At 52.8% G+C, this 20528-nt stretch carries 16 protein-coding genes; 2 read left to right on the top strand and 14 right to left on the bottom strand.

The window, feature by feature from the left end; translation table 11 throughout:
* Positions 1-40: 40 nt before the first annotated feature.
* From Pla22_RS07710 to Pla22_RS07695, 4 genes are all read right to left on the bottom strand, one after another.
* The gene (locus Pla22_RS07710; protein WP_146514097.1) at positions 41-1561 is read right to left on the bottom strand and encodes a type II secretion system protein GspD; all 1521 of its coding nucleotides are present in this window, start codon (positions 1559-1561) and stop codon (positions 41-43) included.
* Between the two features lie 57 nt (positions 1562-1618).
* Positions 1619-2107 carry a hypothetical protein gene (locus Pla22_RS07705; RefSeq protein ID WP_146514096.1) on the bottom strand — a complete coding sequence of 163 codons (489 nt, stop codon included), beginning with the start codon at positions 2105-2107 and terminating at the stop codon, positions 1619-1621.
* A 125-nt stretch (positions 2108-2232) separates the two neighbouring features.
* Positions 2233-2748, bottom strand: a complete 516-nt coding sequence (locus Pla22_RS07700) for a hypothetical protein (RefSeq protein WP_146514095.1) — start codon at positions 2746-2748, stop codon at positions 2233-2235.
* A 377-nt stretch (positions 2749-3125) separates the two neighbouring features.
* Entirely contained in the window at positions 3126-3833 is a 708-nt protein-coding gene (locus Pla22_RS07695) for a response regulator transcription factor (RefSeq protein ID WP_146514094.1), read from the bottom strand.
* A gap of 336 nt (positions 3834-4169) precedes the next feature.
* On the opposite strand from Pla22_RS07695, the gene Pla22_RS07690 reads away from it, so the two are divergent.
* Positions 4170-5009, top strand: a complete 840-nt coding sequence (locus Pla22_RS07690) for a TrmH family RNA methyltransferase (protein WP_146514093.1) — start codon at positions 4170-4172, stop codon at positions 5007-5009.
* Here Pla22_RS07690 and Pla22_RS07685 read toward each other — a convergent pair.
* Positions 4978-6654 carry an RNA polymerase sigma factor RpoD/SigA gene (locus Pla22_RS07685; protein WP_146514092.1) on the bottom strand — a complete coding sequence of 559 codons (1677 nt, stop codon included), beginning with the start codon at positions 6652-6654 and terminating at the stop codon, positions 4978-4980. The two genes, Pla22_RS07690 and Pla22_RS07685, sit on opposite strands and share 32 nt — an antisense overlap.
* A gap of 412 nt (positions 6655-7066) precedes the next feature.
* Between Pla22_RS07685 and Pla22_RS07680 the strand changes: the two genes are divergently transcribed.
* Positions 7067-10225, top strand: coding sequence for a [protein-PII] uridylyltransferase family protein (locus tag Pla22_RS07680; protein ID WP_146514091.1), 3159 nt, complete (start codon positions 7067-7069; stop codon positions 10223-10225).
* Positions 10226-10280: 55 nt separating this feature from the next.
* On the opposite strand, the gene Pla22_RS07675 is transcribed toward Pla22_RS07680, so the two are convergent.
* The 9 genes from Pla22_RS07675 to Pla22_RS07635 all read right to left on the bottom strand — a co-directional run bounded on the left by Pla22_RS07675 (position 10281) and on the right by Pla22_RS07635 (position 20524).
* Positions 10281-11318 (bottom strand): PIN/TRAM domain-containing protein, encoded by a 1038-nt coding sequence (locus Pla22_RS07675; protein ID WP_146514090.1) that lies wholly within the window; start codon positions 11316-11318, stop codon positions 10281-10283.
* A gap of 299 nt (positions 11319-11617) precedes the next feature.
* Entirely contained in the window at positions 11618-11983 is a 366-nt protein-coding gene (locus tag Pla22_RS07670; protein ID WP_146514089.1) for a cytochrome C oxidase subunit IV family protein, read from the bottom strand.
* Positions 11983-13155: a cytochrome c oxidase subunit 3 gene (locus Pla22_RS07665; protein ID WP_146514088.1), complete on the bottom strand. Its 1173-nt coding sequence runs from the start codon at positions 13153-13155 to the stop codon at positions 11983-11985. Before Pla22_RS07665 ends, Pla22_RS07670 begins: the two co-directional genes overlap by 1 nt.
* 171 nt (positions 13156-13326) lie before the next feature.
* Positions 13327-15060 carry a cytochrome c oxidase subunit I gene (locus Pla22_RS07660; protein ID WP_146514087.1) on the bottom strand — a complete coding sequence of 578 codons (1734 nt, stop codon included), beginning with the start codon at positions 15058-15060 and terminating at the stop codon, positions 13327-13329.
* Between the two features lie 101 nt (positions 15061-15161).
* Positions 15162-16352: a cytochrome c oxidase subunit II gene (locus Pla22_RS07655; RefSeq protein ID WP_146514086.1), complete on the bottom strand. Its 1191-nt coding sequence runs from the start codon at positions 16350-16352 to the stop codon at positions 15162-15164.
* A gap of 64 nt (positions 16353-16416) precedes the next feature.
* Complete coding sequence (locus Pla22_RS07650; RefSeq protein ID WP_242631862.1) at positions 16417-17397, bottom strand: SCO family protein; 981 nt, start codon at positions 17395-17397, stop codon at positions 16417-16419.
* The gene (locus tag Pla22_RS07645; protein WP_146514085.1) at positions 17384-17707 is read right to left on the bottom strand and encodes a hypothetical protein; all 324 of its coding nucleotides are present in this window, start codon (positions 17705-17707) and stop codon (positions 17384-17386) included. The genes Pla22_RS07650 and Pla22_RS07645 overlap by 14 nt, the downstream gene beginning before the upstream one ends.
* Before the next feature lie 76 nt (positions 17708-17783).
* Complete coding sequence (locus tag Pla22_RS07640; RefSeq protein ID WP_146514084.1) at positions 17784-19052, bottom strand: hypothetical protein; 1269 nt, start codon at positions 19050-19052, stop codon at positions 17784-17786.
* 65 nt (positions 19053-19117) lie between these two features.
* Positions 19118-20524: a quinol:electron acceptor oxidoreductase subunit ActD gene (locus tag Pla22_RS07635; protein ID WP_390620247.1), complete on the bottom strand. Its 1407-nt coding sequence runs from the start codon at positions 20522-20524 to the stop codon at positions 19118-19120.
* Positions 20525-20528 lie beyond the last annotated feature (4 nt).

Below are 20528 nucleotides of genomic sequence, written 5' to 3'. Positions count from 1 at the left end.
GGTGGGGCGTGACCTGAAAGACAACCGCAAGCTAATTCGTTTAGCGTTGGGAGTTGTGTTGCGGGGTCACAATTTTGGGGGAGATGAAGATCACAACTTCCGCATCGCGGGTTTGGCGTTGTGTCGTCTCGAAAAGATAGCCCACCCCTGGCAACTTGCTCAGTCCCGGGATTCGATTGACTCGATCGATAGTCTCTCGTTGAACTAAACCACCGATTACGATGGTTTTACCGTCTTTGACATGCACAGTCGTTGAAACCGAACGACGATTGATGATCGGAAACGGATTGACTGCCAATTCGGTATTGGCATTTCGAACATCCTCACTCACCTCAGCCTTTTCGATATCAATGGTGACAATGTCACCGCGAATACGAGGCGTGATATCAAGGGTGATGCCCGATTGAACGGTTTGGATGTCCTGCTGGAAGAAGAATGCACTGTTGTCCCCACTCGCATTGCCATTGTTAGGCTGCACGCTGAAAAACGTCTCGCGATTGATAACAATATTCGCTTGCTGATTGTCTTGGGCCATGACGTGTGGCGTCGCACGGATCGTTAGATACCCGTGCTCGGACAGCAATTTCACGAACGTGGAAGTCTTCGCAAAATCGTCGAACAGTGCATTCGCTCCGGCACCGCTATAGGTGGAACTCAAGGCAAGCCCATTCACGCCTAGTTGAAGTGCGTTCGATCCATTGAGTTCAACAGCGTGATTCCAATCGAGCCCAAACTGAAGCGAGCTATCTGGCTCGACCACGCAGATGATCGCTTCTAGTATCACCTGCGGAACGGGTTGGTCCATCGCAACGAATCGGTCGACGAGTTGCCGCCCGATGCGATCGGGAGCTTCGACGATGATCAGGTTCGTATCCTTGATTCCTTGCACAAATGGTTGCATCGTCTTAGGGACGGTTTCGAGCAACACATCAGCATCCAGATGCATAGGGCGATATTCCATCCGCGTTGAAATGTACGAAAACAACGGCGATTCAGGATCGGCGGGGCCGACATAGTGCTGATTGCCATGCCGTGCATAGTGAAACCCAAGCGGCATCAACACTTTCTCGATGGCTCGATCCAAAGGCATGTCTTCTAGTTTTGCATTGACGACGCCAGCAACCTTTTCATCGACGACCAAGTCTATGCCGGCGTCTTCCGCGATGATTGTCAGCACTTCTCGAATGTCAGTCTCGATGAAATCTTCCGTAAACAGCGGGCCATCGTAAGAGGGAGCGTTCTCTAGTTCGAAGTAGTCACTATTGGCGACCACGTTCATGGGGTGCCCCATCACCTCGTCCGTCTGATGGTTTTGAACGATTACCTGTCCGTCCAAGATCACACTGCTGCCCACAGGAAGATCGGAGAGTTCATCCGAGAATTCGATCTCGCCTTCGATATACTCGTCCTCAAGCAACGGAACATTCTCGATTTCGTAGTCCGGCATCGAATGGCTCAACGATTCGTTGATCAATTGCTCGACGCTGGGGCGAACTGGCAACGGACGCGAAACGCAGCCAAGCGTCCCCACCCATACACAGCCTAAGACCAACCATCCCATGGGGATGATGGCCGCTTTCCTTCGATGCTGGTACCTTCCTGGAAGCAAATCAGAGCCTTAGTTCGCGGTCACTGTCATCACGACAGTCGCACAGTGTTTGCCTGCAACGGGATACAGATCTGCCATGCCGATGTTTAGTTTGATTGCGGCGGTACCACTACCAGCGGCCCCCATTGATAGACTTGCTGAAGTCAAACCGTCCGACAGGTTCGTACGGTCGGTCGCTTGAGTGGGATAAACCTGAATCGTCCCAGACGTGCTGAGCACAATCGCTTCGATGATCGAATCCGATTCAATACGCGAATCTTCGATGTGCTCGAATGTAGAAGCCTGGAAATGCAAAGCGACTTTGCGTTGATTCAATCGCATGTCGCATGTCGCGGAAGCAATTGAACCCGGGGAACGACCGCCGGGCTGGTCGGCTTTCAACTTGACTCGCACGCCGTGACTCGCCACCGGCATCCCTTGACCAAACACACATGCATCGCCAGCACCAAAGTGCAGCAACAGCAGCGCGATCAAGTAGGCGGTGGGCAGAGATTTCATTGTTTGTTTTGGTCGTCTTTGATAAACACAGCAACCGCAGCGACCCTTACGAGTCGCCGCGGTGGCTGTTTTCTTTCGTTTTGAAATTCCGTTTTCGATCAGTCAATCCTTTAACGCAAAACGAACTAGTTTCCGGTTACGGTGCCGGTTACCGTCGTTTCGTAAGCACCCGCTGGGAACGACCCAAAGCCGTCGGTGATGAAGCTAACGGTCAGGCCCATGTTGGCAAAACCGAATCCATCACTGGTAACTTGAACTGTCGCAACAGGATCGTTGTTCACATAGTCCGTCGAATCAGCAGCCGTCGTAACGTTCCAGTTCGCTCCGCCAACCGACGAAGTCACAGCGAGTCCGAGAGCAGCATCACGTTTTGCACTCGCGTCAGTCGTGTGCACGAATGCAGATGCGGTTGAGAACGAAGCGGTAACACCATCAAGCGAGTTGCCTTTGACAACCCATTCTTGGACTGGGAACGCTTGATCGAGTTCGGTTTCGTCGTGCGTGATGCTGACGTTGGTAGGTGCAGTGATAGAGATAGCTGCAGGAACGTTCACAGTGAACTTTTGGTTCTGGGTCGTAGCAGCGTAAACGCCCGATGTAGAAACAACGAGCAAAGCAGCGAGGGCAAACTTAATCTTCATAGAAGTGGTCCTTGAAATTGCAACGCCTTTGTGCGACGGATCGCCAAGAGGGCTTTGCGGGAACTTAGGGGTTTTAGTGTTTCCAGGTCAACGCAAACTACAACGCATTTGCGAAATACGGTCCGAACACGATTCTCCGTGAAGAGCATGAAACAGATGTTTCACGTGAGTTCCACCTATCACAGTGAAGGTGTTCGACTGGGAACGCTGAACACTATGCCGCTTTGAACGGCAAGCAAGTAATGCTGGCAGAAGTCATAATTAACCTCACACGCGGCATCTTTCCTGTCAGGGCCTGCCCGATCGCCCAGTCAAACGATCAGTAGTTTGCCTGACAGGACCGATGTGGCTGTCGGGGCGATTGCTTCAAATGAGTTTCACGCCGACATCTGTTTCATATCGACCACGTCTTTCGCAAAACGAATCAATTCCATTCGATTTTTTAGGCCGTGCTTTTTCATGATTCGCGATCGGTAAGTTTCAACCGTCTTCACGCTTAGGAACAACTTCGCCGCAGCCTGCTTGTTCGTCATCCCATCGAGCAATAGCGTCAACACTTCGCGTTCGCGTTCGGAAAGACCAACTTCTATGGAATCACCAATCGCTACGTTGCTTTCATCTCGCTCGGCTTGGTTCTTAGATCCCTGGATGGCGAAATGGGGTGCAGGCCGAGCGGAGCCGCTGTGTGTGATGAAGATTCGGCCGGCAGCGACGCATCGAATTGCCATCGCCAATTCATCCAGAGTTGCGTCGCATGCGATGTAGCCCCGAGCACCAAGGCTTGTCACCAACGCGGCTTCCTCAGCACTTTGATTCGGTGAGATTGCCAAAATGTTAGAGACGGCTCTTCCAGTAGATTCCTGGGATACCTGCTGCAAGCGGGTCGCCAATGATTGCCAATCGCCACCGACCAACGACACGTCCAACACAAGAACGTCTGCCAAAACCGTGCTCAATTGTTCAAGCCCTTGGTTGAGACTGCTGGCTTGTTCAACCAGTTCAAGGTCTGGGTGTTGATCACAAAAGGTTCGGATACCGGCGCGCATTAAGGCGCGGCTATCCACATGGTGGATACTAATAGTCATGAGCAATGGGGAGGGGTGTGGGGTGGTGATTTCGTTGCCCGCGAAATCAGTGGATGGGGTTTGAATGTGAGCCAACAGCACAGCTTGCCCTGTCTCGTCGCGATTCGCGAAAAGAAACTGCCGAGGTTTCTGTGGGGGAAACCTCGAATGATGGCGGTGGCCTCATTCAACCCAACCCTTACCGATTTCCGTTGCCCAAGTGGTAAGAATGCAGCATCCGGTTCAGATTGGAACCGGTAAGTTGGACAAACACGCAGTCCGTAGGACTTGTATCAATTGTAGAGCCCTATTTCTGACGCTCTCGCGAAGACCTTTTCCTAACTGAGCATTCAGTTCATGACGCACATATTCATAGACCGCCTCGACGACAACAGGTTATTGCCATACCGCAATCTGCAATCGCAATCACTTAGCAACGACATCACCGAGCACTTTATCGTCGAGGGAAGATACTGTGTGGAAAAATTAGCTCAGTCCCAATGGCCCGTTCAATCGGTGCTTGTGCAACGCGGACGCGAAGACGAAATCGCGAGTTGGTTTCCTGGCAGCGTTGATGTCTGCGTTCTATCAGTCGAACAAATCCGATCGGTTGTCGGCTTTAACTTCCATCGTGGGGTGCTGGCTTGCGGAGTGCGGCCCAAGACACAACCGCTCAATCGCATTGAAGTTACCGATCAGGACCCACCGATTGCGATCGCAGCTTGCGGAATTAGCGATCGAGACAACCTGGGCAACATCATCCGCACCGCCACCGCGATGGGCATTGATCACCTTCTATGTGACCGACGTTGCGTAGATCCTCTCGCCCGCCGGGTCATCCGAGTGAGCATGGGCAACGTCTTTACCCAGAAGCACTTCACCCTGAACGATCCACCATCTCAGTTGAAAGATCTCGCCACCACCGACGGATTTCGCACCATTGCGACCACTTTGGACGACGACTCGATGCCGATCAGTGATTTCCAGATAGACGACCGCCCGATGATCTTGATGCTAGGCAACGAATCGACAGGACTTGACCAGGATCTTCAAAAGGCGGCAACAGACCGGGTCCGAATACCAATGAAATTGGCCACCGATAGTCTCAACGTATCGGTGGCCACTGCGATATTTCTGTACGAGCTAACTCGTCTTTCAGCTACGTTTAAAGGGCTTCGCTTCCCTCAAGGTAGGTAATCTCTGCACCATCAAGGAAGCTGACGAGCGACGCGGCACGGTAAGGTTGTTGAAGCTTTCGCACAGCCTTGCTTTCGATTTGACGCACACGTTCACGAGTGACCTGGAAAATCCGGCCAACTTCTTCGAGCGTGTAAGTGTATCCGTCGGCAAGACCATAACGCAGACGCAGAATTTCTCGTTCGCGATAGTTAAGCGTTTCCATCGCGGTGTCGATCTGTGCCTTCAAAGCTTCTCGATTCGTTTCTAGCAAAGGATCATCAGTGCGGTGATCTTCAAGAAACTCGCCGAACACACTCTCTTCGTGATCGCCAATCGGTTGATCGAGCGACAACGGTGAACGTGACATTTTCAGGATAACGCGAGTATCTTCGATCGACAGTCCGCTGCGAGCACATACTTCTTCGGCGGTCGGTTCGCGACCGTTTTCCTGAACAAGGTCCCGCGTGATTTGGCGAATCTTGTTCATCGTGTCGATCATGTGAACGGGCACGCGAATGGTTCGGCTTTGATCCGCAATGGCTCGAGTGATCGCTTGGCGGATCCACCATGTTGCATAGGTACTGAACTTGTAGCCTCGAGCGTGTTCAAACTTGTCGACCGCTCGCATCAATCCAGTGTTGCCTTCTTGAATAAGATCCAAGAACGACAAACCACGGTTGCGGTATTTCTTGGCGATCGAAACCACAAGCCGCAAGTTTCCGGCCGAGAGAACTCGCTTGGCCGCATCGTAATCATCACGGTAAGCATCACAACGTTTAACTCGGCGCGACAACGTCGCAGGTGTTTCGAACGTCAATCGCATCAGGTAGCGGAGTTCGCTTTTCAGTTCGGCTTCGGTTGGCATTCCCGGAATCACCGGTGCGCCAGTTTCGGCAAGCGTTGCTTTGATCGCATCCATTCGCTCACTCGCACGGCGAAGCTTCTCAAATAGTGGTTGCAGCTTGTTGGTCCGCAGGTTCATTTCCTCAACCAAACGTACGGCTTTGTTGCGACGAACGACCAAGTTTTTCCAGGCTGCTCGCCGTTGCCGCATCGGCACCTTCTTGTTGATAGACGTCATGTAGTCGGATCGGCTAAGCGACAACAGATGTTGCAGGGTCCGCACATTCGGGACAATCCGCAACATAATGGCCTTCTTCTCGGCCGCATTGGTAACGCTAACTTCGATCGTGCGGTCCAATCGCAATTGTTTGTCTCGAACCTGTTCCAGCAGCTTCAATGCTCCTTGCAGCATGAAGTCCGTCGCCATCATGGTTTGGCGGTAGCGGTCACGGGTTTTTTCAATCTGCTTGGCTGCGGAGACTTCTTGGTCTCGCGTCAGTAGCGGAATCTGCCCCATTTGCATCAAGTACATGCGGACCGGGTCTTCGGTGGGATCGGAAGCCAAGTCGTCTCGACGGCGGGGCTGGTCATCGTCTGACACCACATCGTCGTCGATCGAGTCGGAAAATTCCCGCCCCATTACCCGACTTCGTCGGCTGACGGACTCTTCGGCATCGAACGCGTCATCCTGCAATGAACGTTGGCTGAATTTTTTTCCCACAAACGGCTCCTCAAAACCAATGGCTTCTCGATCTGTCACGTTTGAGAGATTCCAAGCAGGAGTGGTGCCATCGGTCCAAGAAGCGAGCGCATAAATCATGGCAAAGTGTTGTCAGATAAGAGTTTGCGAGAAAAGGTAACTAAGAACGGAGCCCCCGGTGTTTGGCAACCGCGTTGCGAAACACCACCCATGCGTTGCGAAATCCCGACCTTTGGTGATGCAAATATGCAACGGTTGCTAAAAAGCAACGGATGAGGGTCGTCGACTTCACCTTGGCGTGAGTCCCGCTCTGCGTCGAATCGACACAGGCGATCTTCAATCCAAGCTAGTACGCAAGGTTAGGTCATCCTTGGGCGACTACACGCCTCGCCGTTTCGCATTTAAACTATTTTTTGGATCTCGACGGTGACCTTTGGTTCCCCCGCTTATCCTTGTTTTACGAAACAACAATCTGGGACAAATCGTTCCTGACCGATTTCGATCTCTACCTTGCAATACCGACGGTGATTCATTGAGCGATGCTTCCGACCGGGATGACGAATCAACCGAGCCCGAATCGTCAGGCCTACCCGTCGCTCGATCCCCGATGGCCTCTGCTGGTGTTCCCTCATGGGCGGCTTCCATCCCGTTTGCTAAAGCTCCACGGAGTTGCCAACGGCTTGAGACCGTCGTTGCGATGGCTTCGGATCCTCAACAAGCGGGTCGCTTGCGGCAGGATTTAGTCAACCACCTTTCGACGCTTTATGATCCCGATTCCGCGGCGGAAAACCTCACGCGATTTCTGCAAGCATGTCGAGACCCCGATACAGTCTTGAAGACATTCGACCGCAGTCACGGTTCGCTGGGATCACTGCTGCGATTGTTTTCGATTAGCCAAACATTGGCAAACCGATTCATTTCGGACCCCGAATCATTCCAGTTCGACTTTTCCGGCGACCGCCCTCTTCGGCCTGGATTGTTGGTCGTTGGTGATTTGGTCGACGAACTATCGCAAACCGAGAATCTGAAGCGAGCCTATTCAGTCATTCGAGGTTTCGTCGCCCGAGAAATCTCGCGGATCGCGCGCGACGAATTCGACCGCGGAACGACACCGCAGGAAGTCGGCCGTATGCTGGCTCGGACCTATGATGTCGCGTTGGAAGCAGCGTTGCACTTCACTCTTGAGCGTCTGATTGCCCGACGCGGCAAGCCGCTTCGACCTGATGGCACATCCCCTGAGGTGACGGTCATTGGTCTTGGAAATTACGGTGGCGAAGAGATTGGGTACGGTGTGCCCCTTAATTTGATCTTCTTGTTTGACTCGATTGACCATCGGAACTCATGGCACCGTGATTTCTACGAAACGATGGTTGATGATGTGATTAGTTTGCTTTGTGGCGATCCGCACCAACGTGACATTATCGTCACCGATTTACGCCAGGGCCCGCGGTTCGAAGTCGGCGTGAAGATATGTAGCTTCCGTGAAGCCGCCCAAATTTACGAAACCAGTGGCCGCGCTTGGCAACGGATGAAATTCATCAAAGCTCGTGTCGTTGCAGGATCGCAGGCACTCGGGCACCAGTTCCTCGATCGACTCAAACCGTGGATCTATCGTCAGTACACAGGTGGTGCAGAGTTTTCAGAATTGCAAGCGATTCAAGCCAAACTCACTCGACGAACCGAAGAACCGACCGCCGAAGACGCCTCTCAACCCATTAATTTGGTCCACGCCCCCGGAGGTCTGCGGGACCTCGAGGACGCTGTTGCGTTCTTACAAATTCTGCATGGTGGCTACCTGCCGATGCTTCGCCAACACAGTTTCTACGAAGCGGTTTCTTCCCTGAGATTAGAAAATTGCCTCAGCGAGCCGGAAGCCAACGTCTTGGCGGAACACTACGCACGGCTTTGGCGACTCCACCACCAACTCAGTATCTCGTTTGATCAAAACAATGGCGACCTACCCACCTTGAAAGCTGACAAACAGCGACTGGCGTGGCACTTGGGTATTCGTAGTGCTGATGACCACGAGCCGGACGCTGCAAAATTCATCGAACTGCTAGAAAACACGCTCGCTCAAAATCGGTTGTTGATACGCAACCTAATGTCGGAAACACGACTCGAACGGTCCCCTCGAATCGAACAAGCTGTTGAAACCGAGCTGTTGCTGGATCCCAACCCAGATCATTTGACCGTCGAGAAAACGATGCGTGGTCATGGCCTCAGTTCACCCGATCGGGCAATGGAAGACCTAGCGGCACTTAGCACCGAGTCGGTGCCGTTTCTATCACCACACCGCTGTCGTCACGCATTCGCCTCCGTCGCACCGCAACTGCTTAAAGAGATCTCTCGTACACCTGACCCCGATGCAACGCTCGCGGCGCTTGTGCAAGTTGCTGATTCCCTTGGTGCCAAAGCAACGTTGTGGGATTTGCTTGGCTCACATCAACCAACGATGGAACTTGTCGTTCGCATGTGCGCCACGACGCCGTATCTGACAAATATCTTGATCGACAATCCCGGCATGGTGGATGAATTGATCGACTCATTGCTGGTCGACCACCTTCCTTCGGCTGGGCGGCTTGATGCACATTCGATTGAATTATGCCGCGGAGCGACGGACGTCAATCAGATTCTTCATGGATTTAAGAGCAGCGCTCATTTAACTATTGGTGTGCGTGACGTGCTCGGCAAAGAAACCATCGAGTCAACGCAGGCAGCCATCGGCGATACTGCCGAGGCGTGTGTCCGAAGATTGATCGAGCGCGAACACACTCACGCAGCGAATCGTCTAGGGGACCCCGTCGACACCGAAGGAAATCCGTCCGAGTTGGTGACGATCGCGCTAGGTAAGTTCGGAGGTCGAGAGCCGAATTACCATAGTGATCTGGATGCTATTTTCTTGTATTCGGCGGAAGGCGAAACGCAACGCCGGGTCGGAGGACGCCGAACAACGACTAGCAATCACTTGTTCTTCAATCAGGTCGCTCGCGCTGTGATCGATCGCGTCAACGATGCGGGGCCGTTGGGACGATTATTCGAACTGGATTCGCGGATGGTTCCGTTCGACAGCGAAGGTGTACTTTCGATTTCGGTAGACGAGTTTCTATCACGATTCCGAAAAGACATCGTCCCACTATGGCAACGGTTGGCGCTGTGCAAAGCACGGGTGATTTCCGGTTCACGCCTTTTGAAGCACCGTATCACCAATGAATTGATTGAAGTTATCTCATCAACCAAGTGGACTTCGCAGATGGCCGTCGACACCGGCACCATGAGATTGCAGATGGAACAAACCGCTTCGAAAGAGAATCTCAAACGTGGCGAAGGCGGAACCGTCGATATTGAACTTGTGGCACAACTCCTAACGCTACGCCATGCCAACGAAAACCCCGGCATCATCCAAACGGGCACAACGGCGACCCTAGAGTCGTTACGAGAGAGCAAGTTTCTTTCGCCGGACGAAGCCAAAACTTTGCTAGAGGGTTACCGGACGCTTCGACGCACAGAAGCCAATTTGCGATTGATGAACACTCCAGCCCGGCACGAACTTCCGGATGACGACCAAGCGATGGCAAACCTAGCGTTCTTGATGGGCGAAGCCACCGGAGACGCGATTCGCGAACGATGCGAAGCCGTACGAGTGAACAATCGAAGGGTGTTCAACGAAGTCCTAACGCGATTGTCGACCTAACCACGGCAACCACACGACACGCCGCGAGGGTTTGGGTCCTCGTGAATCCGATGCGTTACCGACCTTCGAACTTGGCGAAGATCATTTTGCCGGCATTGGTTTGCAGCGTGCTGGTAACCCGGACGTCGAGTTCTTCCCCGATCCGATCCCGAGCTCCTTCGATCACAACCATGGTGCCGTCATCGAGGTAGCCAACGCCTTGCTCAGGCCCTTCGCCGGCCTTAATAACCTTGGTACGGAAGGTTTCGTCGGGCAAGTAAACCGGCCGCAACGCGTTGCTAATTTCGTTAAGGTTGATTACCGGAACGTTGTGTAGTTTGGCGACCTTATTGAGGTTGTAGTCACCTGTGACAACTTTGCCTTCCAAGTGCTTAGCCAGTAGCACCAGCTTCAAATCGACAGTCTGCCCGGCAAGCTCAGGCAACTCACGATCAAAAATTATTAAATCAACGTCATCATCCGCTCGCATGCGGTTGAGCACATCCAAACCGCGACGTCCACGCGTTCGACGCAACTTGTCGCCACTATCCGCGATCGCCTGTAATTCGCTTAATGCGAAGCGCGGCATGATCAATTGATTATCAAAAATTCCGGTCCCGACCAGATCTGCAATCCGTCCGTCGATCACGACACTGGTATCAAGCACCAACGGCTTGAACCCTTTGACCTCACGGACGAATTCAACGTACGGGATCAGGAATCGAAAGTCGTCCTTAGTTTGCAGCAGAACACTGGTACAGAAATAACAGAGCACCGTTGCGATCACTAAGTTGATCGGCCACACCTCGCCGGCACGACTTGATCCGTCTGCCGCAGGTTGTGAAATCAAGGGAAACAATGCAGTCGAGGCAACGTAGGTCAGCAAGAAGCCTACGAGAACACCGAAGTAAATGGACGATATCGTGTCGATTCGCTTCCGCGGCATGTAGATGTCGGCCACCACCACGCCGAATGCCAAGGCCATGATGCCACCGAATACCAAGTAAGGCACCGATGGGTCGGATGTTGAGTTCTGGTTGAACTTGGCGTTGATAATCGCCGAGACGCCACCCGCACACACCAAAAAGAGGCAACGAAGAATGATGAGTGCCATAAAATCTACTTCGCCCTGAATCGACTGCGGACTGAAACACTACTGACAGGCTCGCCTGCGTAGTGCAATCACGCTTTATGCTGACAACGCAGAGCAGGCCCTGGCCTACTGCCAAAGGTCGTAGTTTAGAGCAGTCCCCGACGACAACGTAGGGGAGGACGCACCGTACCTGTGGAATTGACGGATGAAGTCCCGCAAACCGACGACTAGGTGAACATACAGCAACGAATCTGCGGCCCTAGGAGTGAAAATCTCCCAAGACGATGTCGCAGGACAAACTTACTCACCACCTGACCAGCTCAGGAGCCTTCGACGACCGCAGGGACGACGTCATCAATCTTTGGCTCAAATGAGCCGGACGTCATGGAGCTGTCGCCGAGCGTGAATATCACAAATAGCCCAACAAAGACAAACGATCCGAAGAAAACGATGATGTTGAACGGCTTGTCGTGTGCTAGGTGCATAAAGAAAAATGCGACCAGAGCAGCTTTAATTGTGGCGATGCCCATCACGATCCAAACATCGAAGCTGCCAAAGTTGAAGCTGGCTTGAGCTACGGTGACGATCGTCAAGAACGTAAGTGCGAAGAACACACTCAACAACATCGGCACCGGCATGGGGTGCGCGAAATCGTGACCGTCTTCTGAGTGACCGTGAGCAGACATTAGCGAATCAAGTAAAGAAGGGGGAACAGATAAATCCAAATCAAGTCGACCAAGTGCCAATACAGACCGACATAGTCGACCGGGCCGAAGTATTGGCGATTGAAGTCTTGGCGAACCGAACGCACGAGCAACCAAACTAAGACTGCAATGCCGCCTAGAATGTGAATCGCGTGAATGCCCGTCATGCAGTAATAGATGCTGAAGAACACACCCGCTTGACGTTTGGTCAACACATTGCCCTCAACGTCAGAAATGCCGCCTTCAACTTTGCTAACATCGGAAAGAGCAGTGCCCGATGCTAATTCGGCTTGTCGCTGACGAGCGGTAACATCGCTCATCAAGCCAGTGTTAGTAGTGTCGCTTGCCAAACGTTCTTGGACGGAAAGTTCTTGGTCTTCGACAGCACTTGCGGCAAGCATTTCCGTGCCGTGATTTTCGCCATCGACATGTTCATGAGCAGCGGCTTCCGAGTGTTCGCCCGCATGTGCATCCGATTCACCACTTTCCAAAATGGAGCCGAGTCCAACACCGATAAAGAAGCTGAACGCAACAACGGTTAACGGCTTTGCACACGCAAGTTGAAACTTATTGCCTTTTACGAAGGACACGATCAACCAAATCACCGTCCCCACAAACGCGATCGCAAACGGTAGGCAAAGGTAAAGCAGATAGTTGGGATGATCACCGGTTCCATGTGGATGAGCGGGGTCGTAGCTGAACATTCCTGCTGGCAGCAATCCCATGCCCCACTTGTGTGAGTACTCGATTGACTTCACACCCAAGAAAATCATCGCGCATGAGAGAGTTGCGGCGAGCATTCCCGTCAACTTCTTATGCTCTTCCGTTTGGGAACATCGCACCGCCCAAGCCATCGTCAGCGAACTGAACAACAACACGCCCGTGTTGATGGCACCCAGCTTCGTGTTGAGGAACTGGCTGCAACCTTCGAATACGTCAGGCCGTAAGTTGCGGAAAATAGCGTACGCGCAAAACATTCCACTGAAGAACAAAACTTCAGTGACCAGAAACAACCAAATCCCCAGCTTACCGCTGTCGAATTGTTGCTCGGGAGTATCGAAATGGTGCGCCAGGAACGACGGGTGGTCATGATCGTGACCGTGATCGTCGTGAGACATTTCGTCTGCGCCGGGAACAGTTTCAACCGTGGACATGGACCAGCAGGCAATAAGGGAGGTGATGAAAAGGCAGTTTGCCAAATTGGACCGACGACAAGGTCGATCCGGAAATATTAAAACTAACGAGGAACTTCTTCGAACCTCGGATCGTCCGGCGACATTGTCGCGGATTCATCCGAAACCGAGAAGCCTGGTTAGGCTACGAAATTAGTGAGCCGGCTCGACCGCGGGAGTTCCATCGGGTGCGAGCTTTCGTTCCGGTTCAACTGAAACGTACCGTTCGTGCTCGGCATCCCATTCGACATTGCTGAAATCGTAGGGATCGCCAACCACGGGAGCTCGCTCGAAGTTGTAAAACGGCGGTGGACTCGTGCAACACCATTCGAGTGTGGCTCCGCCCCATGGGTTGGCGGGAGCATTCTTTCCTCGGAATAGCGAGTGCAACAGCACGACCAATGCGACCAACAATCCGATGCCCAACGTCAAAGCACCATAAGTACTCATTTGGTGCAAGTAAGCAAATTCCGGGTCATACGTCGCGTAACGACGCGGCATCCCGCGACTTCCCAGAACAAACTGAGGCAAGAACGTCAGGTTGAAACCGATGAAAACGATCAGGGCTGAAATACGTCCGCCAAGCTCACTGTAAAGCTTGCCGAACATCTTGGGCCACCAGTGGAACACACCACCAAGGAAGGCAACCAGAGTTCCGCCCACCATGACGTAGTGGAAGTGAGCCACGACGAAGTAGGTGTCGTGAAGGTGCATGTCGGTGGCAAGCGTTCCCAAGTGCAATCCGGTCAGACCGCCGATCGTGAACAAGAAGATGAACGCAATCGCGTAGCACATTGGCGTTGTCAGGCTAATTGAGCCCTTGTACATCGTCGCCAACCAGTTGAACACTTTAATCGCCGAAGGCACCGAAACGGTAAACGTCAGAGCACTGAAAATGATCGTCGTCAGCGGGCTCATGCCAGCGGTGAACATGTGGTGGCCCCAAACCAGGAAGCCTAGCAAGGCAATCGCGATCGACGAGTAAGCGATGAAGCGATAACCGAAAATTCGTTTATGACTGTGGACTGCGATCAAATCGCTGATGATGCCGAAAGCTGGCAAAATCATGATGTAAACCGCAGGGTGGCTGTAGAACCAAAAGAAGTGTTGATAGGTAACCGGGTCCCCGTTGAATTCAGGATCAAAAATCCCAATCTGCATGGTTCGTTCAGCGATCAGCAGCAACAACGTGATACCCAAGACTGGTGTTGCCAAGACTTGAATGATGCTGGTCGAGTAGGTTGCCCACAAGAATAACGGCATCCGGAACCAAGTCATCCCAGGTGGACGCATGGTGTTGATCGTGACAATGAAGTTCAATCCCGTGAAGATCGAACTAAACCCAAGGATGAATGCTCCCATCGTTGCCGCGATGACCGACGTGTCTGTCGTCGTGCTATAGGGAGTGTAGAACGTCCAACCAGTATCAAGACCTGTGCCCAACAGTGCGGCGATGAAGAACATCGCACCTGCACACCACAAGTAAAAACTGCAAAGGTTTAATCGCGGGAACGCCACATCTTTGGCACCCAACATCACCGGCACCAAGAAGTTCCCCAGAGCCGCAGGAATGCTAGGGATGATGAACAAGAACACCATCACGGCACCGTGCAAAGTGAACAACTGGTTGTAGTTGTTGTTCGCATTGGCTCCCTTGAACAAGTTCCCGTCTGGCTCCATCAAGTGCCAGCGAATTAACAACGCCAAGATTCCGGCGAACAAGAATGCGGCGCTAACGCCGACGAGGTACATCACGCCGATTCGTTTGTGATCAAGCGTGAAGATCCAGCTCAAAATGCCTTTGGAGTTCGTCAGGTAATTCTCTTGCGACGTGGGATAGCCCGGGTCGCGGACGACGCTGCCTTTAGGAATGGATCCGGCTGACATGGTTTAAACCTCTAGTGACGCAATGGTCTAATTGACGCGTGGGAACGTCGGAAAATCAATTGTGATGGAAAGTATGTCTTGGGCGGGGACTGTCGCCCCGGCTACTCAGTCGCTTCCTCAGCGGATGCAGAATCGACTGACTCAGTTTCGTTTGCTTCCGCTTCGGTAGCTTCCGTTTCGTTTGCTTCCGAAGGTGTGGCCTCAGAGCTTGCATTGGACGAGATCGACTTCATCCACTCGACGAGAGAATAGATATCATCGTCGCTCAATTGGCCCTTGTAGCTTGGCATCACTGGTTGGTAACCAGCAACCACCTTGGCTTTTGGATACAGCACCGACTCACGAATGTAGTTTTCGTCAGCAAGCACCGACTCACCCGTGGTCATCGCTTCGGGACGTCCGTAGAGGTCTTGGAACGAAGGACCGACAAGTTTGCTGCCGTCGACGCTATGGCAACTCTTGCAACCACGGCGCTGGTAAAGCAATTCACCGTAAGCGGCTGGTGATTCGTCCGCTCCACGAGCACTGTACTTCTTGATCCAGGCGTTCAGATCTTCCAAGGTTTCATGAACGACGACCACCGTTTGCATTTCGGAGTGGTTCGTACCGCAGTACTCAGCACAGTAAAGATCGTAGAACTTGTACCCATCTGGCGTGAACTGCCGATCGTCGTAGCTCCACTCTTCGCCCAAGTCTTTGGTTTCTTTGAGTGCAGCGGCAAGCTCTTCGTCAGGCACCTTCTCGCTCGCCAGAGTGGGCTTAAACCACATATAGTTGTAGCGACCCGGGACGATGTCCTTTTTGGCTCGGAAAGCAGGGATGTACAAACTGTGGATGACATCACTCGAACGCATCGACAACTTCACCGGCTCATTTTGAAGCAAGTGCAGTTCGGGATGGAAGACTCCACGACCGTAGTCGACGGTCCAGCCCCACTTGAACGCCTGCACGTTGATCTCGTTGGCCCCATCGGGAACTGCACGTTGATCGAGGTAGGCTCTTGCACCAAGAACGAACATCCCAACCAAGAAGAACGATGGGAAAATCGACCAAGCCAACTCAAGAGGCGTATTGTGTGAGACGTTGCTTTCCGCCTTGCCACCCTTGGGTTTGCGATATTTGATCGAGAACCAGATCAAGCATCCGACAATCGGGACAAAGAAAACCACGCATGTCCACGAAATGAACGTGAACAACCAATCGTTCTCGGCTGCGAATGACGACGCTTCTTGCGGGAAGAACGCGTAGTCTTCGGAAATATCGCCCAGAAGGGAAAATGCGGATGCTAACATTGATTCTTAATTCAGGGTTGAATCAGGTAATTGGATAAATTTGTAAGTCTTTGTGATCCGAAATTCAAATCGAATCCGGCGTCGATGTTTCTGGATCAACAGGGTTGTCGTCTTCAGCTTTGCCAGGAAACGCCTTTTTGCCGACCCAATACGGAGCCAAACATGCCAGCATCAGTCCTATCGTCGCTGCTCCGGCCAAACGCATGATCTTCCAGGCTTCGGCCACATAACTGTTGCTATCCGGGTCGTAGCTAAAACACCACATGATCAACTGGTCAACTGGTGAACCGACCGTGCCATCACCCGATTCAACGAGCGCCTTGCGAAGGTCTTCTGGTTCAAACGACAGTGCCAGCGAATATCGCGTGATCACGCCCTTGGGGGACACGAACGCTAACATTGCCGGATGGTAATACTCTTTTGCTTTTTGGTTGTAGGTGTATCGAAAACCCAGAACGTCGGCGAGCTTGGTGATGATAGGTTGTTGAGCGGTGCAAAACGTCCAACCCTCATCTACACCGGGGTGCGTCTTGATCAACTGGTCGGCGTACTTGGCTTTCGTCTCGCGGATCTTCTCGGTCGTTTCGTTTGGATCGATACTCACGGTTAGGATTTGGAAGTCCTTGCCGATTTGCAGGTCGAGCTCTTTCAGTGATTTGCACAGCTGATTGAGCTGCACGTTACAAAGCATCGGACAATCGCTGTAGTTAAGCGAAATGATGACTGGCTTGTTGCCGTCGATCACGTAGCCGGTCTTGATGCGTCGGCCCAGCGAATCGGTCAACGGCAAGTTGAGCGGTACCGCGTCGCCCAGCTTCTGCTCGACCGTGACGTTCTCGACTTCGCGGGGAACACCATCGTTGAGCGTTACTTCAGCATCCGATTGAAGAGCCGCTTGGCCGAAGGTAGTTTCGGCCGAGATCAGGCTCGCGAAAATCATCGCTGATAATACGATTAGACGCAGTGGTCCCTGTACCGCTAACCGGCGACCTCGGATTGCTTCGCAATCGTTCTGCCAGGCTGCGGTTGCATTAGGTTTCGTCACTGCCGCTATCTTTCGCATTTCCTGCTGACTTGGATTTCTCTTTTGCCAAATACTCGATCGCCTGATCGATGGGAATGATCACATTGCCCGTTTCTTCGTTGACGCCGTAAGTCGAAATTTCCTCAGCCTGTTCGGCCAAGATTTGATTTTGACGTCGATAGTCGCTCTCGGCGGCGGTCTCTTCTTGCTGCCATCCGAGCATTGTGTAGTACAACACTTGAACCGCTAAAGCGGTCACAGCCGTCACAACAATCGAGAGAATTCCGACGGTGAAAATTCGATTGACGTTCAGATCGTCGTAGGCTGCCATGATGCGTATTCTGTTCAAAAAATGTGGGTTTCGGGGGCCAAATCAAGGGAAGTGCGTCATCACGACGCAGCCCTGGTCAAATGTTTTCAAAGGCCATCGATTCGGCCAATCGTGGATCTCGCACTGCAATGATCTTGGTTCCCCCAGCGACCATCAGCACTAATCCTGCTAGCAAACCAACCATGCCCAACACGCAAAGCACGCTGGCAAGCACGGGGAAGAGCGACAAGGCGATCGGGCCGGCGGCACCAACAGCGTTAGCTTCGGGCATGATCATCCAGAACACATCGAAGAAGTGCAGGACGAGCAGATAAACGCCCCAGAAGCACATTGCCCATGGGCGACGGCGAACGTGGCGGCTCATCGTACCCAGGAATGGAATGATCCAGTGGAATACGACCAAGCAGATTGACAGCATCCACCAACCACCTTCTTGGCGATGGTAGAACCACTCGGTTTCTTCGGGAATGTTGCCGTACCAAATCAACAGGTACTGGCTGAACGAAATGTAGATCCAAAACAGGATGAACCCGAAGATCAATTTACCTAAGTCGTGATAGTGCTCGACGGTGACCTCGTCACGCATCGCTCCCTTCTTTTGAAGCACGAATGCGACCACGGTGATGAGGCAGTGGGCGGACAGAATACTTCCGGCAAACATGTAAACGCCGAACATGGTCGAGAACCACGTCGGTGCCAAACTCATCACCCAATCGAAGGCTGCCATCGACGTGATCAAAGCGAAGGCCATCACCGCAGGACCGCTCCAATACTGAAGCCGATCGGTTACCGCTCGTTCGCCGGTTTCATCTTGCTCGGTGCTTCCGCGAAAGAAGTAGATCGCGATGCCAATCCAAGCAGCAAAGTAAATGATAGCGCGAAAGGTGAACCATGACTGAGTCAACCAACGAGTCTTCTCACCCCAGATGTCAGGATTGAGATGGTTGATGCTGTCGTAATCCTTGACGTCCCAACCGTACAACGTTCCGCTGCCAAAAAGCAGTGTCAGAACGATCGGCAGGAACAAGATCGCCAGCGGCACGAGCATGACCATCACCAACTCGGCGATGCGTCGAACGACGGTGCTCCAGCCCGCGCGAACGAGGTGTTGAATCAAGACGAAAAACAAACAACCCAGCGTCAGCGTCAAGCAATAGATGAACGCGGTCAGGTAGGCTGACATGCCGACCTTTGGCGAAACCATGAAGTTGCCCAAGATCCAGCCAACCACCAACAGCACCAAACCACCGCCGCAAAGCGGAACGCTTAGCGACGCAAGCGAAGCAGGTAGCTTGAAGGCCGGATCGTCAGCAGGTTTGACGGTGGGAGCGGCGTGTTCAGACATCAGAGTTAAATCGTTGAAAAGGTTGGACTGTGAATTGGGTTGCGAGCGTCACCGAGGCGAACGGCTCATTTCTTCTGGGCGGCCTCGGCTTCTGCTTCGGCTTGCTTCTTGAGAGCTTCCTTCACTTCGGCCTGTTTCTTCTTCAGTTCTTCGACCTTGTCAGCAGGCACCAGATCGAATGAAGCGTTCTGGCTCTTTTGCAAGGCGCGAACATAAGCAACGATTGCCCAACGATCTTCCGCCTTGATTTGACTGGCGTAGCCGGGCATCTTGCGAATGCCGTTGCTGATCGTGCTGAACAACTTTCCGTCGGGATACTTGTCGTCGTACAGCGTTGGATCGTGCAACGATGATGGTGGCACCCAAGTGGCGGCCAAGATCTTCTGAGCTCGACGATTAACCAAACCGTTTCCGCCACCGTTCATGCCGTGACATACCGAACAATAAATCCCGAAGTACTTCTGGCCTCTCAGTAGCGTCTCTTTGCTGACTCCGACCGGGTTGTCGTCCAACCAAGGCGTTGTATCCATCACGCTAGGCTGGGCTTCTTCAGACGATGCTTCAGCGGCGTCACTTTCACCGGCTTCACCATCAGTGGGTTCGTCAAGCAATCGCACGAGTTGCTGAGCACGATTCGAATCCAGCGCGGCCAAGGCATCCATGTCGATACCGGTGCGGAAATTCATATCAAGCTGACCACGTGCAACGGTTCCCGGTACATCGGGACGCATCGCTCGAGCGTCGGCAAACAAGGTCGTACTCTGCTGAGCGTCCTTGGACGGCGAGAAGTCCATGTCGTAAAAGACGTGGAAACGTGGCGACGGACTATTGGTCACCCGCATCTTAAGTACGATCAGCAAAGGGATGATCGATAGAGCCACCACAGCGACCCAAGTCGAAAACAAGAACCGTGGAACCTTGGCTTCGCTGTCGTCTTCGACCACAGTTTGGATGTACTCACTGCCGGTGTCACCGAGCAGTTTTTCGACTCCGCTCTGGTCGTATTGAGCGTCTTTGGCGTCGATGTATAGGAAGAACCGGTCGTCGGTAACGCGATCGAAACGCGGATCGGTGAACACCGGATTGCTGAACTTCGGAAGCCCATTAAGGATCCACATTCCAAAGAATGTCCCAAACGACGCAAACAAGATCGTCAACTCGAACGCCACCGGGATGAACGCAGGAAGCGAGATGAATGGCTTACCCGAGATGATGTACTTGTAATCGATCCCGTTCATCCAAATCTGCATGACCAGCGCGGTCATCGTTCCGGTCAAACCGCAAACCAACACGATCCAGGGCAGAACCGTGGGCTTGATGCCCAATGCTGAATCGATCCCGTGAACCGGGAATGGCGTGAACGCGTCTGTCTTGGTGTAACCCGCATCACGGATTCGACGACAAGCGGCCAGCAACGTGTCGACCGAAGTGAATTCGGCGACGGTTCCATGGACCTTTTTTTCAGTGCTCATAGTG

Origin of the sequence: Rubripirellula amarantea (assembly GCF_007859865.1) — a bacterium.
Lineage (GTDB): Bacteria > Planctomycetota > Planctomycetia > Pirellulales > Pirellulaceae > Rubripirellula > Rubripirellula amarantea.
This window is presented reverse-complemented; position numbering and strand designations above follow the sequence as displayed.